Source organism: Micromonospora rosaria, from assembly GCF_001567585.1.
In the GTDB taxonomy this organism is placed as follows: domain Bacteria; phylum Actinomycetota; class Actinomycetes; order Mycobacteriales; family Micromonosporaceae; genus Micromonospora; species Micromonospora rosaria.
Window position 1 is genome coordinate 20,464 of the sequence record NZ_LRQV01000065.1, and the last position, 15,948, is coordinate 36,411.

The 15,948-nt window shown below is 73.4% G+C and carries 17 protein-coding genes; 11 read left to right on the forward strand and 6 right to left on the reverse strand.

Annotation, left to right across the window (positions count from 1 at the left end):
* Window positions 1-291: 291 nt before the first annotated feature.
* Entirely contained in the window at window positions 292-1,572 is a 1,281-nt protein-coding gene (locus AWW66_RS18040) for an MDR family MFS transporter (protein ID WP_067367593.1), read from the reverse strand.
* A gap of 152 nt (window positions 1,573-1,724) precedes the next feature.
* Here AWW66_RS18040 and AWW66_RS18045 point away from each other — a divergent pair, with 152 nt between their 5' ends.
* Complete coding sequence (locus AWW66_RS18045) at window positions 1,725-2,492, forward strand: phosphoglyceromutase (protein WP_067367596.1); 768 nt, start codon at window positions 1,725-1,727, stop codon at window positions 2,490-2,492.
* Between the two features lie 59 nt (window positions 2,493-2,551).
* On the opposite strand, the gene phoU is transcribed toward AWW66_RS18045, so the two are convergent.
* The gene (gene phoU, locus AWW66_RS18050) at window positions 2,552-3,202 is read right to left on the reverse strand and encodes a phosphate signaling complex protein PhoU (RefSeq protein ID WP_067367628.1); all 651 of its coding nucleotides are present in this window, start codon (window positions 3,200-3,202) and stop codon (window positions 2,552-2,554) included.
* A gap of 203 nt (window positions 3,203-3,405) precedes the next feature.
* On the opposite strand from phoU, the gene AWW66_RS18055 reads away from it, so the two are divergent.
* The 3 genes from AWW66_RS18055 to AWW66_RS18065 all read left to right on the forward strand — a co-directional run bounded on the left by AWW66_RS18055 (window position 3,406) and on the right by AWW66_RS18065 (window position 6,818).
* The gene (locus AWW66_RS18055; RefSeq protein WP_067367598.1) at window positions 3,406-4,731 is read left to right on the forward strand and encodes a sensor histidine kinase; all 1,326 of its coding nucleotides are present in this window, start codon (window positions 3,406-3,408) and stop codon (window positions 4,729-4,731) included.
* 82 nt (window positions 4,732-4,813) lie between these two features.
* Window positions 4,814-5,497: a response regulator transcription factor gene (locus AWW66_RS18060; RefSeq protein ID WP_067367601.1), complete on the forward strand. Its 684-nt coding sequence runs from the start codon at window positions 4,814-4,816 to the stop codon at window positions 5,495-5,497.
* Window positions 5,498-5,615: 118 nt separating this feature from the next.
* On the forward strand, window positions 5,616-6,818 hold the full coding sequence (locus tag AWW66_RS18065) for an MFS transporter (RefSeq protein ID WP_067367604.1): 1,203 nt from the start codon (window positions 5,616-5,618) through the stop codon (window positions 6,816-6,818).
* A gap of 45 nt (window positions 6,819-6,863) precedes the next feature.
* Here the strand turns inward: AWW66_RS18065 and AWW66_RS18070 are convergent, their stop codons facing one another.
* Window positions 6,864-7,658: a DUF3109 family protein gene (locus AWW66_RS18070; RefSeq protein WP_396890348.1), complete on the reverse strand. Its 795-nt coding sequence runs from the start codon at window positions 7,656-7,658 to the stop codon at window positions 6,864-6,866.
* A 67-nt stretch (window positions 7,659-7,725) separates the two neighbouring features.
* Between AWW66_RS18070 and AWW66_RS18075 the strand changes: the two genes are divergently transcribed.
* Together AWW66_RS18075 and AWW66_RS18080 are read left to right on the forward strand one after the other, a co-directional pair.
* On the forward strand, window positions 7,726-8,670 hold the full coding sequence (locus tag AWW66_RS18075) for a Ppx/GppA phosphatase family protein (RefSeq protein ID WP_067367606.1): 945 nt from the start codon (window positions 7,726-7,728) through the stop codon (window positions 8,668-8,670).
* A gap of 76 nt (window positions 8,671-8,746) precedes the next feature.
* On the forward strand, window positions 8,747-9,553 hold the full coding sequence (locus tag AWW66_RS18080; RefSeq protein WP_211271983.1) for a sugar phosphate isomerase/epimerase family protein: 807 nt from the start codon (window positions 8,747-8,749) through the stop codon (window positions 9,551-9,553).
* Between the two features lie 44 nt (window positions 9,554-9,597).
* On the opposite strand, the gene AWW66_RS18085 is transcribed toward AWW66_RS18080, so the two are convergent.
* Genes AWW66_RS18085 through AWW66_RS18095 form a run of 3 tightly spaced genes read right to left on the reverse strand, consistent with a single transcriptional unit; the run spans window position 9,598 to window position 11,647 of the window.
* A complete protein-coding gene (locus tag AWW66_RS18085) occupies window positions 9,598-10,170 on the reverse strand; it encodes a CGNR zinc finger domain-containing protein (protein WP_067367611.1) in 573 nt (190 codons plus the stop codon).
* An 18-nt stretch (window positions 10,171-10,188) separates the two neighbouring features.
* On the reverse strand, window positions 10,189-11,355 hold the full coding sequence (locus AWW66_RS18090) for a glutathionylspermidine synthase family protein (protein WP_067367613.1): 1,167 nt from the start codon (window positions 11,353-11,355) through the stop codon (window positions 10,189-10,191).
* Window position 11,356: 1 nt separating this feature from the next.
* Window positions 11,357-11,647, reverse strand: a complete 291-nt coding sequence (locus tag AWW66_RS18095) for a hypothetical protein (protein WP_245648363.1) — start codon at window positions 11,645-11,647, stop codon at window positions 11,357-11,359.
* A gap of 192 nt (window positions 11,648-11,839) precedes the next feature.
* Here AWW66_RS18095 and AWW66_RS18100 point away from each other — a divergent pair, with 192 nt between their 5' ends.
* The 5 genes from AWW66_RS18100 (at window position 11,840) to AWW66_RS18115 (ending at window position 15,814) form a co-directional block, all read left to right on the forward strand.
* Complete coding sequence (locus tag AWW66_RS18100; protein WP_067367616.1) at window positions 11,840-12,760, forward strand: proline dehydrogenase family protein; 921 nt, start codon at window positions 11,840-11,842, stop codon at window positions 12,758-12,760.
* Between the two features lie 60 nt (window positions 12,761-12,820).
* Window positions 12,821-13,627: an alpha/beta fold hydrolase gene (locus AWW66_RS18105; protein WP_067367618.1), complete on the forward strand. Its 807-nt coding sequence runs from the start codon at window positions 12,821-12,823 to the stop codon at window positions 13,625-13,627.
* A gap of 472 nt (window positions 13,628-14,099) precedes the next feature.
* Window positions 14,100-14,309 carry a helix-turn-helix domain-containing protein gene (locus tag AWW66_RS18110; protein ID WP_067367634.1) on the forward strand — a complete coding sequence of 70 codons (210 nt, stop codon included), beginning with the start codon at window positions 14,100-14,102 and terminating at the stop codon, window positions 14,307-14,309.
* A gap of 209 nt (window positions 14,310-14,518) precedes the next feature.
* On the forward strand, window positions 14,519-14,620 hold the full coding sequence (locus AWW66_RS32805; RefSeq protein WP_007465623.1) for a 30S ribosomal protein bS22: 102 nt from the start codon (window positions 14,519-14,521) through the stop codon (window positions 14,618-14,620).
* A 120-nt stretch (window positions 14,621-14,740) separates the two neighbouring features.
* A complete protein-coding gene (locus AWW66_RS18115) occupies window positions 14,741-15,814 on the forward strand; it encodes an NAD-dependent epimerase/dehydratase family protein (protein WP_067367620.1) in 1,074 nt (357 codons plus the stop codon).
* Window positions 15,815-15,948 lie beyond the last annotated feature (134 nt).

The window sequence follows — 15,948 nt, forward strand, 5'->3', positions numbered from 1 at the left end:
ACAGTCGATCCGGGTTGAATTCGTAAACTGGGCGAACTAACTTTATTGCACCGCGTACCGCTCGGAAACGTTCGGGGGAGCGGCGGATCGATCAGATCCGCGCACCGAGGGTGACGCGAAGGGACAGGTGGACCAGCCCGTTGGGGGACGGCGCCCCACCTGTCGGACCGGCGGCGCGAGCGGGCGACGCTTACGGGGGTGAGTGTCGCCCGCCGCCGCCGGGCACAGCGGGGAGAGGCGTCCACCACGGCCACGGCCGGGGTGGACGTTCTCGTTCCCCCCCGGCCGCGGTCAGCCGGCGACGGAGGTGTCGGCGCGGGTTCCCGGCGGCGTCGCCACCGTCGGATCGGTCGCCGCGGTCCGCAGTCGGGCGGCCCGGCGTTCCCGGGCCGGCCCGGAGGCGAGGTGGGCCACGGCCAGTAGCCCGCCGAGCACGGCGCAGCCCAGCCAGAGGACGGTGTCCCCGCCGGACTGCCGGACGAGCCCACCGAGGACGGGCGAGACGGCGAAGGCGACCTGCCAGGAGAGCGAGAAGACGCCCTGGTAGCGCCCGCGCAGGTCGGTCGGGGACAACTCGGCGACCAGGGTGGCGTTGGACGGCGAGTTGAGCATCTCGCCCAGCGTCCAGATCAGCACGGTGATGCCGTAGAACCAGGCGACCTCGGCGAACGCGGTGAGCCCGAAGCCGACGCCGGTCACCACGGCGGCCAGGGCGAGCACGTGCGACCGGCTCCGCCCCTGGATCAACCGGGGGACGAAGAGCTGCCCGAAGACGATCAGCACGCCGTTGAGGGCGATCACCGAGCCGTACGTGGACGGGCTGAGCCCGGAGTCGGCCATCGCGATCGGCAGCATCGAGAGGTGTTGCAGGAAGATCAGCGCGGTGAACAGGTTCAGGGTGACGAAGAGCAGGAAGACCCGGTCGGTGAGGATGGCCCGTACCGCGCCCCGGGGCGCCGGCATTCCGGCGGTGGGGACGCCGACGGTCCGGGTCTCGGTGACCCGGACGAAGACGATCAGCGCGGTGGCCAGGGTGGTGACCGCGTTGACGGCGAACAGCAGCAGGTAGTCGGCCTCGGCAGCGAGCCCGGCGAGCACCGCCGCGCAGGCGAAGCCGAGGTTGATCGCCCAGTAGTTCAGGGAGAAGGCACGGACCCGGTCCCGTTCCGGGACGACGTCGATCATCATCGCGCCGAACGCCGGGCGGGCCCCCTCGGCGAAGAGCCCGAGCAGCAGCGCCCCCACCGCCACCGCCCAGAGGTCCCGGGCGAGCCCGAGGGCCAGCATCATCCCGGCCGCGCCGAGGTGCGCGGTGAGCAGCGTGGGTCGACGGCCCCACCGGTCGGCGAGCGTCCCGCCCAGCGTGGTCCCGACCGCCCCGCCGGCACCCCAGAGGCCGAGGACCAGCCCGGCCTGCAACTCGCTGAAGCCCCGCTCGACGGTGAGGTAGATGGCGAGGAAGGCCACCACGAACGAGCCGAGCCGGTTGATCAGGGTGCCGGTCCAGAGGTACCAGAAGGTGGCGGGCAGGCCCCCGGCGGTCGCGTGCAACCAGCCCCGTACCGTCCGCATCCGGGCCCCCGTTCCGTCGTAATGACTCATACGCTTTACGTGCCTTACGACGGTAGTTCCGGGCCCCGATCCTGGTCACCGGCTTTTCCACGTGGTGGTCGTCACCGCCACCGCCCGCGTGTCCGATCGGGGCTTCGGGCAGGATGATCGGCATGACTGCGAGCGAAGGGCCCACCGTCGGGACGCTGGTCCTGCTGCGGCACGGCGAGAGCGACTGGAACGCCAAGAACCTCTTCACCGGCTGGGTCGACGTCGACCTGACCGCCAAGGGCGAGAGCGAGGCGCGCCGCGGCGGCGAGCTGCTGCGCGAGCACGACCTGCTGCCGGACGTGGTGCACACCAGCGTGATGCGCCGGGCGATCCGCACCGCCGAGCTGGCGCTGAACGCCGCCGACCGGCACTGGATCGCGGTGCGCCGGTCGTGGCGGCTCAACGAGCGGCACTACGGCGCCCTCCAGGGCAAGAACAAGAAGCAGACCCTGGACGAGTACGGCGAGGAGCAGTTCATGCTCTGGCGCCGGTCGTACGACACGCCGCCGCCGCCGATCGACGACAACGACGAGTGGTCCCAGGTCGGCGACCCCCGGTACGCGCTGCTGCCGACCGAGCTGATGCCGCGTACCGAGTGCCTCAAGGACGTCGTCGAGCGGATGCTGCCGTACTGGTACGACTCGATCGTGCCGGACATCCTGGCCGGCCGGACGGTGCTGGTCGCCGCGCACGGCAACTCGCTGCGCGCCCTGGTCAAGCACCTGGACCAGATCAGCGACGCGGAGATCGCCAAGCTGAACATCCCGACCGGCATCCCGCTGCGGTACGACCTGGACCCGCAGCTGCGTCCGCTCACCCTGGGTGGGACGTACCTCGACCCGACCGCCGCCAAGGAGGCCGCCGCCGCCGTCGCCAACCAGGGCCGCTGAGCGTGTAAGGAAGGGCCCCCTATTAACCGTATGGGTTAATAGGGGGCCCTTCCTTACACCTACTGGGCGGCGGCGGACTCGCCGGTGATCAGGTAGACGACGTGCTCGCCAGCGTTGACCGCGTGGTCGGCGAAGCGCTCGTAGAAGCGGCCGAGCAGGGTGGCGTCGATCGCCGTCTCCACCCCGTACGGCCAGTCCGCGCCGAGGACCACGCCGAAGAGCTGCTTGTGCAGGTCGTCCATGGCGTCGTCGTCCCGGTCCAGCTCGGCGGCGAGTTCGGCGTCCGGGTCGGCGAGCACCCCGGCGATCTTCTCGGCCATCCGGTCCGCCACGCCGTCCATCTCGGTGAAGATCGGCCGCAGCTCCGCCGGTACGGCGGGGGAGGGGTGCCGGCGCAGCGCGGTCTTCGCCACGTGGTCGGCGAGGTCGCCCATCCGTTCCAGGTCGGCGGCGACGTGCAGCGCGGTGATCATGGCGCGCAGGTCGGAGGCGACCGGCGCCTGGCGGGCCAGCAGTTCGCAGACCCGCTCCTCGACCTCCCGGTACCGGGCGTCGATGTCGCCGTCCCCGGTGATGACCGCCTCGGCGGCCCGGCGGTCGGCGGTCAGCAGGGCCCGGGTGGCCTGCCGCATGGCGGCCCGGACCTGGTGGGCCATCTCCACCAGCAGGTGGCTGACGGTCGCCAGGTCGGCGTGGAACTCGTTGCGCATGGTCACGTCCCGTCGGTCGGTGTCGCCGGGCGGGAGCCGGCGGGGGTGGTCGAGGTGCGCCGACCACCGTAGGCCGAGGTGCCCGGGGCGGGGCGGTACCGCGATGAACGAGGCGCGGCCGAGCGGTGAACAGTTCCGGAAGTGAGCGTGATTCGCCCCTTATCTGGGGGTAGCCCGGTGAACAATGACCCTACGATCGCCAGGTGGAGTGGGCGGTACCGTTCGCGGTGGCCGCCGGCCTGATGGTCGGCCTGGCTGCCGGGTTCCTGCTGCCCAGGATGGTGTCGGCGCTGCGCCGGCGCTCCGCGTCGGGCGGAGCCGGCGGGCCCGGCCCGACCGTTCGGTCCGCGTCGGGTGGATCGATCTTCGGCAGGGGGAGGCCCGCGATAGCCGACGACCAGCAGGCCGAGGTGCCCGGACTCGGCCGCAAGACGATCGACTCGCTGCGTGCCGGGGTCGTGGTGCTCGGGCCCGACGACGTTCCGGTACTGGTCAACCCGGCCGCCCGGGCGATGGGCCTGCTGCGTACCGGTCCCCGCCCCGGCTCCATCGCCGCCCACCCGTTGATCCGTACCCTGGCCGGGCAGGTGCGGCGCACGGGCGTGCGCCGCGAGATCGAGCTGGACCTGCCCCGGGGCCGCGACAACGCCGGCCCGGACCCGCTCGGTGTGCATCTGCGGGCGATGGGGATCGGTGGTGGCTTCATCGCGGTGGAGGCCGCCGACGTCACCGAGTCGCACCGGCTGGCCCGGGTCCGCCGGGACTTCGTGGCCAACGTCAGCCACGAGTTGAAGACCCCGATCGGCGCGCTGCAACTGCTCGCCGAGGCGCTGCTGGACGCCACCGAGCCGGCCGGCGAGGGCTCACCCGACCTCTCCGAGGACCTGGTCGCGGCGCGCCGGTTCGCCGAGCGGATCCAGCACGAGTCGACCCGGCTGGGTCGACTGGTGCAGGAGTTGCTGGAGCTGACCCGGCTCCAGGGCGCCGAGCCGCAGCCCGCCCCGGAGCCGGTGACGGTGGACTGGGTCCTCGCCGAGGTGCTGGACCGGACCCGGACCAGCGCCACCGCCCGTCGGGCCGACGTCCAGGTGGTGGCGGAGACCGGCCTGACCGTGTACGGCAGCGACGCTCAACTCGCCACCGCCGTGGCGAACCTGGTGGAGAACGCGATCAACTACTCGGCCGAGGACACCGTGGTCCGGGTGGACGCCCGCGCCGACGGCGACGACGTCCGGATCTCGGTCACCGACCAGGGCATCGGCATCGCGCCCACCGACGTCGACCGGATCTTCGAGCGGTTCTACCGGGCCGACCAGGCGCGGTCCCGCTCCACCGGCGGGACCGGTCTCGGGCTGGCCATCGTCAAACACATCGCCAGCAACCATGGCGGTCGGGTGGAGGTGTCGAGCACCCTTGGTGGTGGGTCGACGTTCACCCTCCGGTTGCCTGCCCGCCCCCCGGAGGACCTGGCGGTGACACTCTCGTCGGCTGGTATCGAGCCCGGTCCGGTCGAGGTGTCGCAGGCCTGACCCGCCGGTCCGAACCGGCCGGGGTACGACAGGTTTGACCGGCCGGGGTACGGCAGGTCCGAACAGCAACGAAAGGAAACCCGTGAGTCGCGTACTGGTGGTCGAGGACGAGGAGTCGTTCTCCGACGCCCTGTCGTACATGCTCCGCAAGGAGGGCTTCGACGTCTCCGTCGCCGCGACGGGCACCTCCGCCCTCACCGAGTTCGACCGGACCGGCGCCGACATCGTGCTGCTCGACCTGATGCTGCCCGAGATGTCGGGTACCGAGGTCTGCCGGCAGCTACGGCAGCGGTCGCACGTACCGATCATCATGGTCACCGCCCGGGACAGCGAGATCGACAAGGTGGTCGGCCTGGAGATCGGGGCCGACGACTACGTGACCAAGCCGTACTCGCCCCGGGAACTGGTGGCCCGGATCCGGGCGGTGCTGCGCCGGCAGACCAGCGAGACGACCGAGTCCGGCACCCCGACGCTCGCCGCCGGGCCGGTTCGGATGGACATCGAGCGGCACGTGGTCACCGTCGACGGTGGCGCGGTGCAGTTGCCGCTCAAGGAGTTCGAGCTGCTGGAGCTGCTGCTGCGCAACGCCGGCCGGGTGCTGACCCGGGGCCAGCTCATCGACCGGGTCTGGGGCGCGGACTACGTGGGGGACACCAAGACCCTCGACGTGCACGTCAAGCGGTTGCGCTCGAAGATCGAGCCGGAGCCCTCCGCGCCGCGCTTCATCGTCACCGTCCGGGGCCTCGGCTACAAGTTCGAGCCGTAGGCCGCCCCGCGAACCCTGGCGCGGCCCCGTCGTACCCCGTGCCGGGGTGCGGCGGCCGGGCAGCGGGGTCGGCGCTCCGCTGCGGATGCGCCACCCGTCGACCACCGGCCGCTGACCGGTGGCTCCACCCACTCGGTACCAGGTCGGGCTGCTGCTGGCCCAGACCGTCGTGGTGCAGGCGGTCACCTTCATGCTCCGGCCCGCCTCGGCGTACCAGGCGTTGCAGCTCGACGTGCCCGCCTCCTGGCTGGGCCTGCTCGGGGCGAGCTTCGCCGTCGCGCCGCTGGCCCTGGCGGTCCCCGCCGGCCAGGCCGTCGACCGGTACGGCGAGCGTCGTACGGCGCTGGCCGGCGCGGCCCTGCTGGCCGCCGCCGGGGTCGGGTTCGTCCTGCTCGGCGGGACGATCGCCGGGTTGGCGCTGGCCAGCGCGCTGCTCGGGACCGGTCACCTCTGCGCGGTGGTGGCCCAGCAGGCACTGGTCGCCAACGCCACCCCGGCCGGCCGGTACGACGCCGCGTTCGGCTACTACACCTTCGCCGCCAGCCTCGGCCAGGCGCTCGGCCCGGGGCTGATCGTGCTCTTCGGCGGGGACCGCCCGATCCCGGACACCGGGGCGATCTTCCTCGGCGCCACCGTGGTCGCCCTGCCGCTGCTGGCCACCGCCGCCCTCCTGCGCCCCTCCGGGCAGCACCGCCGCGCCACCGCCGGCCGTACCGGCGGGGTGGCGGACCTGGTGCGGACCCCCGGCGTGCCGCGCGCGCTGACGGTGAGCTGCGTCGTCCTGGCCGCCGTCGACGTCACGCTGGTCTACCTGCCGGCGCTCGGCGCCGAGCGGGGCATCGCCGCCGGCACCATCGGCGTCCTGCTGGGGCTGCGCGCGGTCGCCTCGATGGTCTCCCGGCTGCTGCTCGGCCGCCTGGTCGCGGCCGTGGGCCGGCGCCGGCTGCTGATCGGTACCGTCGTCGTCTCCGCCGTCGGCCTCGGGGCGCTGCTGCCCCCGTTGCCGTTCTGGGCGATGGCGGTGGTGGTCGTCGTCGCCGGGCTGGGCCTCGGCGCGGGTCAGCCGCTGACCATGTCGTTCCTGGCCGAGTCCGCGCCGCCCGGGCTGCGGGGCCGGGCGATGTCGTTGCGGCTGACCGGCAACCGGCTCGGGCAGGTGCTGATCCCCAGCACCGCCGGCTTCCTCGCCGCCGGGGCCGGCTCAGCCGGCGTGCTGGCCTGCACCGCCGTGGGCCTGGCCGGCGCCGCCTGGGTCGCCACCGGCCTGCACCACCCCGCCCGCCCACCGGCGGCTCCGCCGCGCGGTGGGCGGGCGGAGTGAGAAGGGAACCTTTCTCTACCGTATGCGTTAACAGGGGGCCCTTCCTTACCCGCTGGCGGGGTGTGGGGCGATCTGGCCCTGGCGGGCGCGGGCCGCGCAGAGCTCCACCAGCTTCGCGTACGCGGGCGCGCCGACCAGCGCGGTCAGCTCCGGGCCGTACGAGACGTACATCGGCTCGCTGCCCACGTGCGCGTCGGTCGACGAGGTGCACCACCAGTGCAGGTCGTGCCCGCCCGCGCCCCAGCCCCGCCGGTCGAACTCGGCGAGCGTGGAGACCAGCACCTTGGTGTTGTCCGGGCGCTTGTGCCACTCCTGGTCCCGCCGGACCGGCAACTGCCAGCAGACGTCCGGCTTGTACTCCAGCGGGTGCACCCCGTCCCGCAGCGCCTGCGCGTGCAGGGCGCAGCCGCCGCCACCGGGGAAGCCCGGGTCGTTGAGGAAGACGCAGGGGCCCTCGGCGTCGCGGGTGGCGGTGCGCCGGGCCGGGTTCTTGCCGTCGATGGTGTCGTTCTCGGTCCAGTTCTTGAAGCCCCGGCGGTGGCGCTGCCAGGTGTCCGGGGTGAGCCGCTTGACCGCCGTCCGGACCCGCTTCTCGTCGTCGGCGTCGGTGAAGAACGCCCCGTGCGAGCAGCAGCCGTCGGCGGCGCGACCGGCGACGATGCCGTGGCAGCCCTGACCGAAGACGCAGGTCCAGCGGGACAGCAGCCAGGTCAGGTCGGCCCGGACGAGGTGGTTCTCGTCGGCCGGGTCGACGAACTCGATCCACTCGCGCGGGAAGTCCAGCGGGACCTCCCGGCTGCGCGGATCCTGCGGGTCGTCCACCAGCGCCTGGATCTCAATCGTCACCGGCCCAGGGTACGCCCGGTCCCGGCTGCGGTCCGGAGAGCCGGGGAATAGGGTCTGCTGCATGCGACTGGGTGTCCTCGACGTCGGTTCCAACACGGTGCACCTGCTGGTGGTGGACGCCCACCACGGGGCGCACCCCTGGCCGGCGCACTCGGAGAAGGTGGTGCTCCGGCTCGCCGAGCAGATCGGCCCGGACGGCGCGCTCACCGAGTTCGGCGCGGAGGGGCTGGTCAAGGCGGTCGCCGGGGCCCGCGCGGCGGCGACCGGGCTGGGCGCGGAGACCCTGATCGCGTTCGCCACCTCCGCGGTCCGGGACGCCACCAACGCCCCCGAGGTGCTGGCCCGGGTCCGGGACACCACCGGGGTACGGCTGGAGGTGCTCTCCGGGGCGGACGAGGCGCGGATGACCTTCCTCGCGGTCCGGCGCTGGTTCGGCTGGTCGGCGGGGCGGCTGCTGGTGCTGGACATCGGCGGCGGGTCGCTGGAGATCGCGGCCGGGATCGACGAGGACCCGGACGTCGCGGAGTCGCTGCCGCTGGGGGCCGGCCGGCTGACCCGGGACTGGCTCGGGATCGCTCCGGGCGACGCGGCGCCACCCCCGGCGGAGGCCGTCGAGCGGCTCCGGGAGCACGTCGACACGCTGCTCGACCCGGTGGTGGCGCGGATGACCGCGGTGGGCTGGGAGCGTCCGGTGGCCACCTCGAAGACCTTCCGTACCCTGGCCCGGCTCGCCGGGGCGGCGCCCTCCGGGGCTGGGCTGTGGGCCCGCCGCCGGCTGACCCGCACCGGGGTACGACAGGTGCTGGGCTTCGTCCGGCACATCCCCCCGGCCCAGCTTCCCGAACTGGAGGGGGTCAGCGTCGGTCGGGCCCACCAGTTGCTGGCCGGCGCGGTGGTGGCCGAGGCGGTGATGCGGCGGCTGGGCGTGGACGCGGTGGACATCTGCCCGTGGGCGTTGCGGGAGGGCGTGATCCTGCGCCGGCTGGACCATCTCGAACCGGTGTGACCAGCGGTGACCGTGGTATGCGCATTTGTGACTGCTCGTCACGATGCCGCAATCGGCGCGCGTTACCCTCGACGGTGTGACTTCCCGCGTCCCGGTGCTCCTGTCCACCTCCTCGGTCTTCCCGGAACGGACCGCGGCGGCCTTCCAGATGGCCGCCGCCCTTGGCTACGACGGGGTCGAGGTGATGGTCTGGACCGACGCCGTCAGCCAGGACGCCGGGGCGCTGCGCGGCCTCGCCGAGCACTACGGCGTGCCGGTGCTCTCGGTGCACGCCCCCTGCCTGCTGGTGACCCAGCGGGTGTGGAGCCCGGACCCGTGGGAGCGGCTGCGCCGGGCCGCCGAGCTGGCCGAGACGCTGGAGGCGCCGACGGTGGTGGTGCACCCGCCCTTCACCTGGCAGCGTGACTACGCCCGGACCTTCGCCGACGGGCTGGACGACATCGCCGGCCGCTTCGGCGGGCTACGGTTCGCGGTGGAGAACATGTACCCGGTGCGGATGGCCGGCCGGCAGTTCGTCCCGTACGTCCCGGGGTGGGATCCGACCGAGACCGGGTACGCCTCGTACACCCTCGACCTGTCGCACTGCGCCGCCTCGCACACTGACGCGCTGGCGATGGCCGACCGGATGGGCGCCGGCCTGGCCCACGTGCACCTGGGCGACGGCACCGGCGAGGGGCGCGACGAGCACCTGGTGCCGGGGCGGGGCAACCAGCCCTGCGCCGAGGTGCTGCGCTCGCTGGCCGGCCGGGGGTTCACCGGCTCGGTCGCGGTCGAGGTGACCACCCGGGGCGCGAAGAGCCGCGCCCTGCGCGAGGCCGACCTGCGCGAGGCGCTGGAGTTCGCCCGTGCCCACCTGACCGCCCCCTCCCCGGTCGACGTCTGAGCCGGGGACCCGCCACGCGGCACGGGGGCGCGGCCGGGGGCGGGTCAGCTCACCGGCGTGAGCGACTCGTCGGCCGGGGCGGCGGCCTGGTCGCTGACCGCGGCCCGCTTGCGGGCCCGGTGCGCGGCGACGTGGGAGCGGGTGGCGCAGCGCTCCGAGCAGAACCGCCGGCAGCAGTTCGACGAGGTGTCCAGGTACACGTTGCGGCAGCGGTCGTCGGCGCAGACGCCGAACCGGGCGCTGCCGTACTCGCAGAGCCAGACCGACAGCCCCCAGACCGCGCCGGCCAGGTACTCCGCGCTCACCGACGCGCCCCGGCCGGTGACGTGCATGTGCCAGTCGCTGGAGTCGTGCCCCGAGATCCGGGGCTGCACCGGGTACGCCGCCAGCAGGGTGTTCAGCTCGGTCACCGCCTCCGCGTCCCGCCCGGAGGTGCCGTACTCGAAGACGTCCCGCAGCCGTTTCTGCGCCCGCCGGAAGATCGTCAGATCCCGCTCCGCGACCTCGTCACGCATCCAGGCGTGTTCGTCGGGGAAGAGGGCCCGCAGGGCGTCGAGGTCGTCCAGTCGCGCGTTGACCAGGTCGACACCGGTCCGGGCGTACGCGTCGAAGTCCACACCTCAACCGTAGACGACTCACGGACCACGTGGCGCGTCGATGTAGTGCGGCAGGAAGCGGGCGAGGTTGTCGGTGATCAGGCCCGGACTCTCCCGGATGCCGAGGCCCGCGGACTCGCCGTCGACGATCCAACTGCCCAGCACCGTCCGGCTGCCGGCGAACTCCGGCAACGGCCGGAACTCCTGGTAACAGAAGCCCTCCGCGCCGTAACCGCTCGGGTTGCTGATCTCGGTGTCGCCGGTGACGATGCGGACCGACCCGCCCTCCCGCCCGAGCAGCGGCTTCGCCACGTACTCGGTCATCGCGCGGGGGCCGTCCAGGTACGCCGGCAGCAGCAGCTCGTGGCCCGGGTACAGCTCCCACAGGACGGCGAGCAGCGCCTTGTTCGACAGCAGCAGCTTCCAGGCCGGCTCGATCCAGGTGGTCGGGGTGCCCGGGTCCAGCGCCAGCGGCCCGTACGGCTCGGCGAGCATCCACTCCCAGGGGTACAGCTTGAAGCAGGTGACGACCGGCCGGTCGCCGGCGTCGACGAAGCGCCGGCCGTCCCACCCGATCCGCTGGATCGGCAGCAGGTGCACGTCCAGGCCCGCCTGCCGGGCGGTCTCGGCCAGGTAGCCGGCGGTGATCTGGTCCTCCCCGGACTCCTCCTCGCTGGACCAGACCACGTGCACCCGGGGCTCGTGCAGCCCGGCGCCGATCCGGTGCCAGGCGGCGACGAGCCGCTCGTGCAGGCTGTTCCACTGGTCCAGCTCGGGCCGGGTGTCCTCCAGCCAGAACCACTGGATGATGCCCGCCTCGACCAGCGAGGTGGGCGTGTCGGCGTTGTACTCCAGCAGCTTCGGCGGCCACGAGCCGTCGTAGCAGAGGTCGAACCGGCCGTACAGCATGGGCGGGGCCTCGCGCAGCGACCGGGCCACCGCCTCGGCCGCCCAGCCGGGAATGCCGAAGTCGGCGTACCGGTGGTGGGCCACCACGTGCTCGGCGGCGGCCACCGACATCCGGTGCAGCTCCTCGGTGGCCTCCTCCAGGCGGAGCACCTCGTCGAGGTCGAAGGCGTACGCGGCGCTCTCGTCCCAGTAGGACATCACCTCGCCGCCGGGCAGCTCGGTGTCGACGTAGACCAGGCCCTGCTCCCGGACCGTGTCGTTCCAGCCGGGGCGGGGCTCGACGGCCACCCGGCGCATCTCAGCCGCCGCTGCTGCCGCAGTCGGCGAGGTAGGTGCCGAAGCCGCCACGGTCGGGCACCGTCGTGCCCGTCGGAGCCGACCGGTCGGCGCTGGTGACCGGGGTGTCCACGGTCGCCGGCACCTGCATGGCCAGCACCACCGTGCCCCCACCGCCGGTCGGGCCGAGCGCGCAGTCGTCATCGTCGTCGTCGGAGGAGAGGTTGCAGCCGGAGAGGACCAGCGCCAGGGCGGTGAGGGTGCCGATCTGCACGCTGGCCGACCGGAGCCGGCGTCGAGGACGTTCTGCCACGTGCCCCGTTGTAGCCGATCGGGTCAATCCCCGCTGCCCCGGGTAGGTGTAAGGAAGGGCCCCCTATTAACGCATACGGTAGAGAAGGGTTCCCTTCTCACGGCCACGTGTTAACAAGGGGCCCTTCCTTGCAACCAGGTGGGGTGGGCCGCCGCCGGGCGCGGGGGCGGCTGTGGGCGTTACCCTCGGCTCATGCTCCGTACCGTCATTCTCGCCGCCGCCCGGTCATCCCGGGTCGAGCGGCTCGTCGCGACGGCCCCCTTCACCCGGGACGTCGTACGCCGGTTCGTCGCCGGCGAGGGCACCGACGACGCGTTGCGCGCGACCCGCGAACTCGTCGCCGACGGGCTCGCGGTCACCCTCGACAACCTGGGCGAGGACGTGGTCACCGCCGAGCAGGCCACCGCCACCCGGGACGAGTACCTGTCCCTGTTGGGGGCGCTGCACACCGCCGGGCTCACCCCGGCGGCCGAGGTGAGCGTCAAGCTCTCCGCGCTCGGCCAGATGATCGACGAGAAACTGGCCTACGACAACGCGCGGGCGATCTGCCAGGCGGCCGACGCGGCGGGTACCACGGTGACCCTCGACATGGAGGACCACACCACCACCGACTCGACCCTGGACATCCTGGCCAAGCTGCGCAAGGACCACCCGGGCACCGGGGCGGTGCTCCAGGCGTACCTGCGGCGGACCGAGTCGGACTGCCGTGAGCTGGCGTACGCCGGGTCCCGGGTCCGGCTCTGCAAGGGCGCGTACCGGGAGCCCGAGTCGGTGGCGTACCAGGCTGACCGGGACGTGGACCGCTCCTACGTCCGCTGCCTGAACGTGCTGATGTCCGGCGACGGGTACCCGATGCTGGCCACCCACGACCCGCGCCTGATCGCCATCGGCGAGGACCGGGCGCGCTGGTTCGACCGGGGGCCGGACCGGTTCGAGTTCCAGATGCTGTACGGCATCCGCCCGGAGGAGCAGGCCCGGCTGTCCGCCGAGGGGTACACCGTGCGGACCTACGTGCCCTACGGCGACGACTGGTACGGCTACCTGATGCGCCGGCTCGCCGAGCGCCCCGCCAACCTCGCCTTCTTCGGTCGCGCCCTGGCCTCGAAGAAGTAGCCGTCGCCGCGGACACCCCCGGCGGTCCGGGTACGGGGCGGTCGGGTGGAAGCTGATCCCATGAGCGTCCGGGCTGTCGCAGTCGGTCAGGTGCGGCGGGGCGGCGGGACCGTCTCCTACGAGGTGCACGGCGCGGGGCCGCTGGTGGTCCTCGCGCACGGCATGGGGGAGAACCGCCGCTCCTACCGGCACCTGATCCCGCTGCTGGTCGCGGCCGGGTACCGGGTCGCCGCCGTGGACGTACGCGGGCACGGCGAGTCCAGCCCGCACTGGCCGTCGTACGCCCCGGCCGAGGTCGGTGCCGACCTGCTCGCCGTGGTGCGTACCCTCGGCGGGCCGGCCACCCTGGTCGGCAGCTCCTCCAGCGGGGCCGCCGTGGTCTTCGCCGCCGCCGAGGCGCCCGACCTGGTCGCCGGGATCGTGCAGATCGCCCCGTTCGTCGCCGAGCCGACGCCCAACCCCCTGACGCGTGCCGCCCGGGCCCTGGTGCTGCGCAGCCCCCGCCTCTTCGGCAGGTACCACCGCAGGCTCTTCCCCGTCGTCCGGCCGCCCGACGACGCCGCGTACCGCCGGGAGCTGGTGGCCGGGCTGCGCGGGCGGATGCACGCGGTGCGCGGGGTGGTCGCCCCGGCCACCCCGCACTGGACCGCCCGCGCCGGCCAAGTACGCCAGCCGGTGCTGGTGCTGATGGGCCGGCAGGATCCCGACTTCGCCGACCCGGCCGCCGAGGCGCGGGCCGCCCGCCGCCGGTTCGCCACCGCCGAGGCCCGGATGATCGAGGACTCCGGCCACTACCCGCACGCCGACCAACCGGCGGCCACCGCCGCGCAGCTTACCGGGTTCCTGGCGGTGACCGGGCGTGCCTAGGGCCACCGTCGTCTACCGGGGGTACGCCCACCGGCGCCCCGGCCGGTGATCGGCCGCTGTGCGGGCCCGGAACCGGACCTGCCACACTGGTCCCGCTCCCAGGTGGGGTCCCGGTACGCGTCCGGAAGCGGCCCGGGACGCCCGTCCGGTGGCTCTGGTGGCGCCACCAGAGCCACCGGATGCCGTCCCTGAGGTCGGCGGCTTTCCGTCCCCATCCGGGCACCCACTGTCACCGCGACGGGTCTTCGTCGCCCGGGGTCGATTCGGACATGCTCGGCACCCGTTCCCGGCGAGGCAGGAAACCCCTGGTCACGGGCGGGTGAAGCAGCTTCCCCGACATGATCAGTTGTGAGAAGGTATCGCGCCGGTCACAGCCGTCCCGTTACGGTACTGGTAACACGCGCGTTGCCGACCCGTCGGGAGGGAACCCGTCGGTGAGGCGCGCGCCGGGCATGGGATGGGTCGGTGGGCCATGGCCGGATCGCAGTCCGACGGGCGGCTGTCGGATGTCAGGTTCCTCACCGTCGCCGAGGTGGCGACGGTGATGCGGGTGTCGAAGATGACCGTCTATCGGTTGGTGCACAGCGGTGAGCTGGCGGCCGTCCGGGTGGGCCGGTCGTTCCGGGTGCCCGAGCACGCGGTGCACGAGTACCTGCGGGGCGCCTTCCAGGAGACCGCCTGACGCGCTCGGCGAGTGCGACGTAACGGGCATCGACGGGGGCGCGTTGGTCCTGCTGACGCTCTCCGGCTACCCTGGACCTCGACCGTGACCGCACACCGGTGCGCCCCGACGCCACCAGACTGGTCCGGTCCGTTGTCCGCAAGCGGTCGCGGACGCCACCAGGTGGCGTCGTCCGGTCCGCCCCGCACGTTGCATCGAAAGGCTGTCGTATGGGCTCGGTGGTCAAGAAGCGCCGCAAGCGCATGGCTAAGAAGAAGCACCGCAAGCTGCTGCGCAAGACCCGCGTCCAGCGTCGCCGTCTCGGCAAGTGACCGGCGCCGGGCTCCGGCCCGGCTCCCGGTGACACTTGCCAACTGTCGACCCTCGGAGGCTCAGGTGATCAGGCCGTGGTTGTCCCGGCTCGGTCCCGCCTGCCGGGGGAGGTGCACGTCGTGACCCCCGACGCCCCCACGGGCGCGTCGGGGGTCGTCGTCGTGACCGGGGTCGGCCGGTACCTCGGTGCCCACGTCGCCTCCCGACTCGCCGCCGACCCCCGGATCAGCCGGGTGATCGGCGTCGATCCGGCTCCGCCGGGCGCGGAGATCGCCGGTCTCCTCGACGGGGTCGAACGGGTCCGGGTGGACGCCGGTTCGCTCGGTGGGCTGCTCGGCGACCTCGACGTCGACGCCGTGGTCCACCTCGCGCTGATCAGCGCCCCCGACCGCCAGCACGGCGGCCGGGCGGCGATGAAGGACCAGAACGTCATCGGCACGATGCAACTCCTCGCCGCCTGCCAGCGGGCGCCCCGGCTGCGCAAGCTGGTGATCCGGTCGTCGACGGCCGCGTACGGCGCGTCCTTCCGGGACCCCGCCGTCTTCACCGAGGAGACCGAGCCCCGCGAGGTGCCGCGCGGCGGTTTCGCCCGCGACATCCTCGACATCGAGGGGTACGTGCGCGGCTTCCGCCGCCGCCGGCCCGACGTGACCGCGACGGTGCTGCGGTTCGCCCCGTTCATCGGGTCCACCGCGGACACCACGCTCACCCGGTACTTCTCCCAGCCGCTGGTGCCCACCATCTTCGGCCGCGACGCGCGGCTCCAGTTCGTGCACGTCGACGACGCGCTGGAGGTGCTGCACCGGTCGGTGGTCGAGGAGCACCCGGGCACGTACAACGTCGCCGGGCCGGGGGTGCTCTCGCTGTCCCAGGCGATCCGGCGGGCCGGGCGGGTCGCCGTACCGGTGCTGGAGCCCGGCCTCTCCGGGGCCGCCGCGCTCGCCCGCACGCTCGGCTTCGGCCGCTACGGCCTCGACCAGGTCGACCTCTTCGTGCACGGCCGGGTGGTCGACACCACCCGGTTGGTGCGGGAGTACGGCTTCACGCCGCGCACCACCGCCGCCGCCTTCGACGACTTCATCCGCGCCCACCAGGGCGGGGTGCTGCTCGGCCGGGACCGGCTCGCCGCCGCGGAACAGTCCGTCCTGGACGGCATCCGGCAGGTCCGCGCCGCCGTACGGGAGCGGTCGTGACCCGCCCCGAGGAGCAGAACGGCCGGGGCCGCTTCGACGTACCGCTGACCGTGGTCGACCCGGCCGCGGAGCCGGCCCGCCGCAACGGGCACCACCGCGCGCCCGCCGCCCCGGCGCACGGGCCCGCACCGGCC

Bases quoted from the DNA above. Each gene is read 5' to 3' on its own strand.
- AWW66_RS18100 (WP_067367616.1), top strand. From the start codon at position 11,840: ATGCTCCGTACCGTCATTCTCGCCGCCGCCCGGTCATCCCGGGTCGAG.
- AWW66_RS18110 (WP_067367634.1), top strand. From the start codon at position 14,100: ATGGCCGGATCGCAGTCCGACGGGCGGCTGTCGGATGTCAGGTTCCTC.
- AWW66_RS18090 (WP_067367613.1), bottom strand. From the start codon at position 11,355: ATGCGCCGGGTGGCCGTCGAGCCCCGCCCCGGCTGGAACGACACGGTC.
- AWW66_RS32805 (WP_007465623.1), top strand. From the start codon at position 14,519: ATGGGCTCGGTGGTCAAGAAGCGCCGCAAGCGCATGGCTAAGAAGAAG.
- AWW66_RS18105 (WP_067367618.1), top strand. From the start codon at position 12,821: ATGAGCGTCCGGGCTGTCGCAGTCGGTCAGGTGCGGCGGGGCGGCGGG.
- AWW66_RS18040 (WP_067367593.1), bottom strand. From the start codon at position 1,572: ATGCGGACGGTACGGGGCTGGTTGCACGCGACCGCCGGGGGCCTGCCC.
- AWW66_RS18075 (WP_067367606.1), top strand. From the start codon at position 7,726: ATGCGACTGGGTGTCCTCGACGTCGGTTCCAACACGGTGCACCTGCTG.
- AWW66_RS18045 (WP_067367596.1), top strand. From the start codon at position 1,725: ATGACTGCGAGCGAAGGGCCCACCGTCGGGACGCTGGTCCTGCTGCGG.
- phoU (WP_067367628.1), bottom strand. From the start codon at position 3,202: ATGCGCAACGAGTTCCACGCCGACCTGGCGACCGTCAGCCACCTGCTG.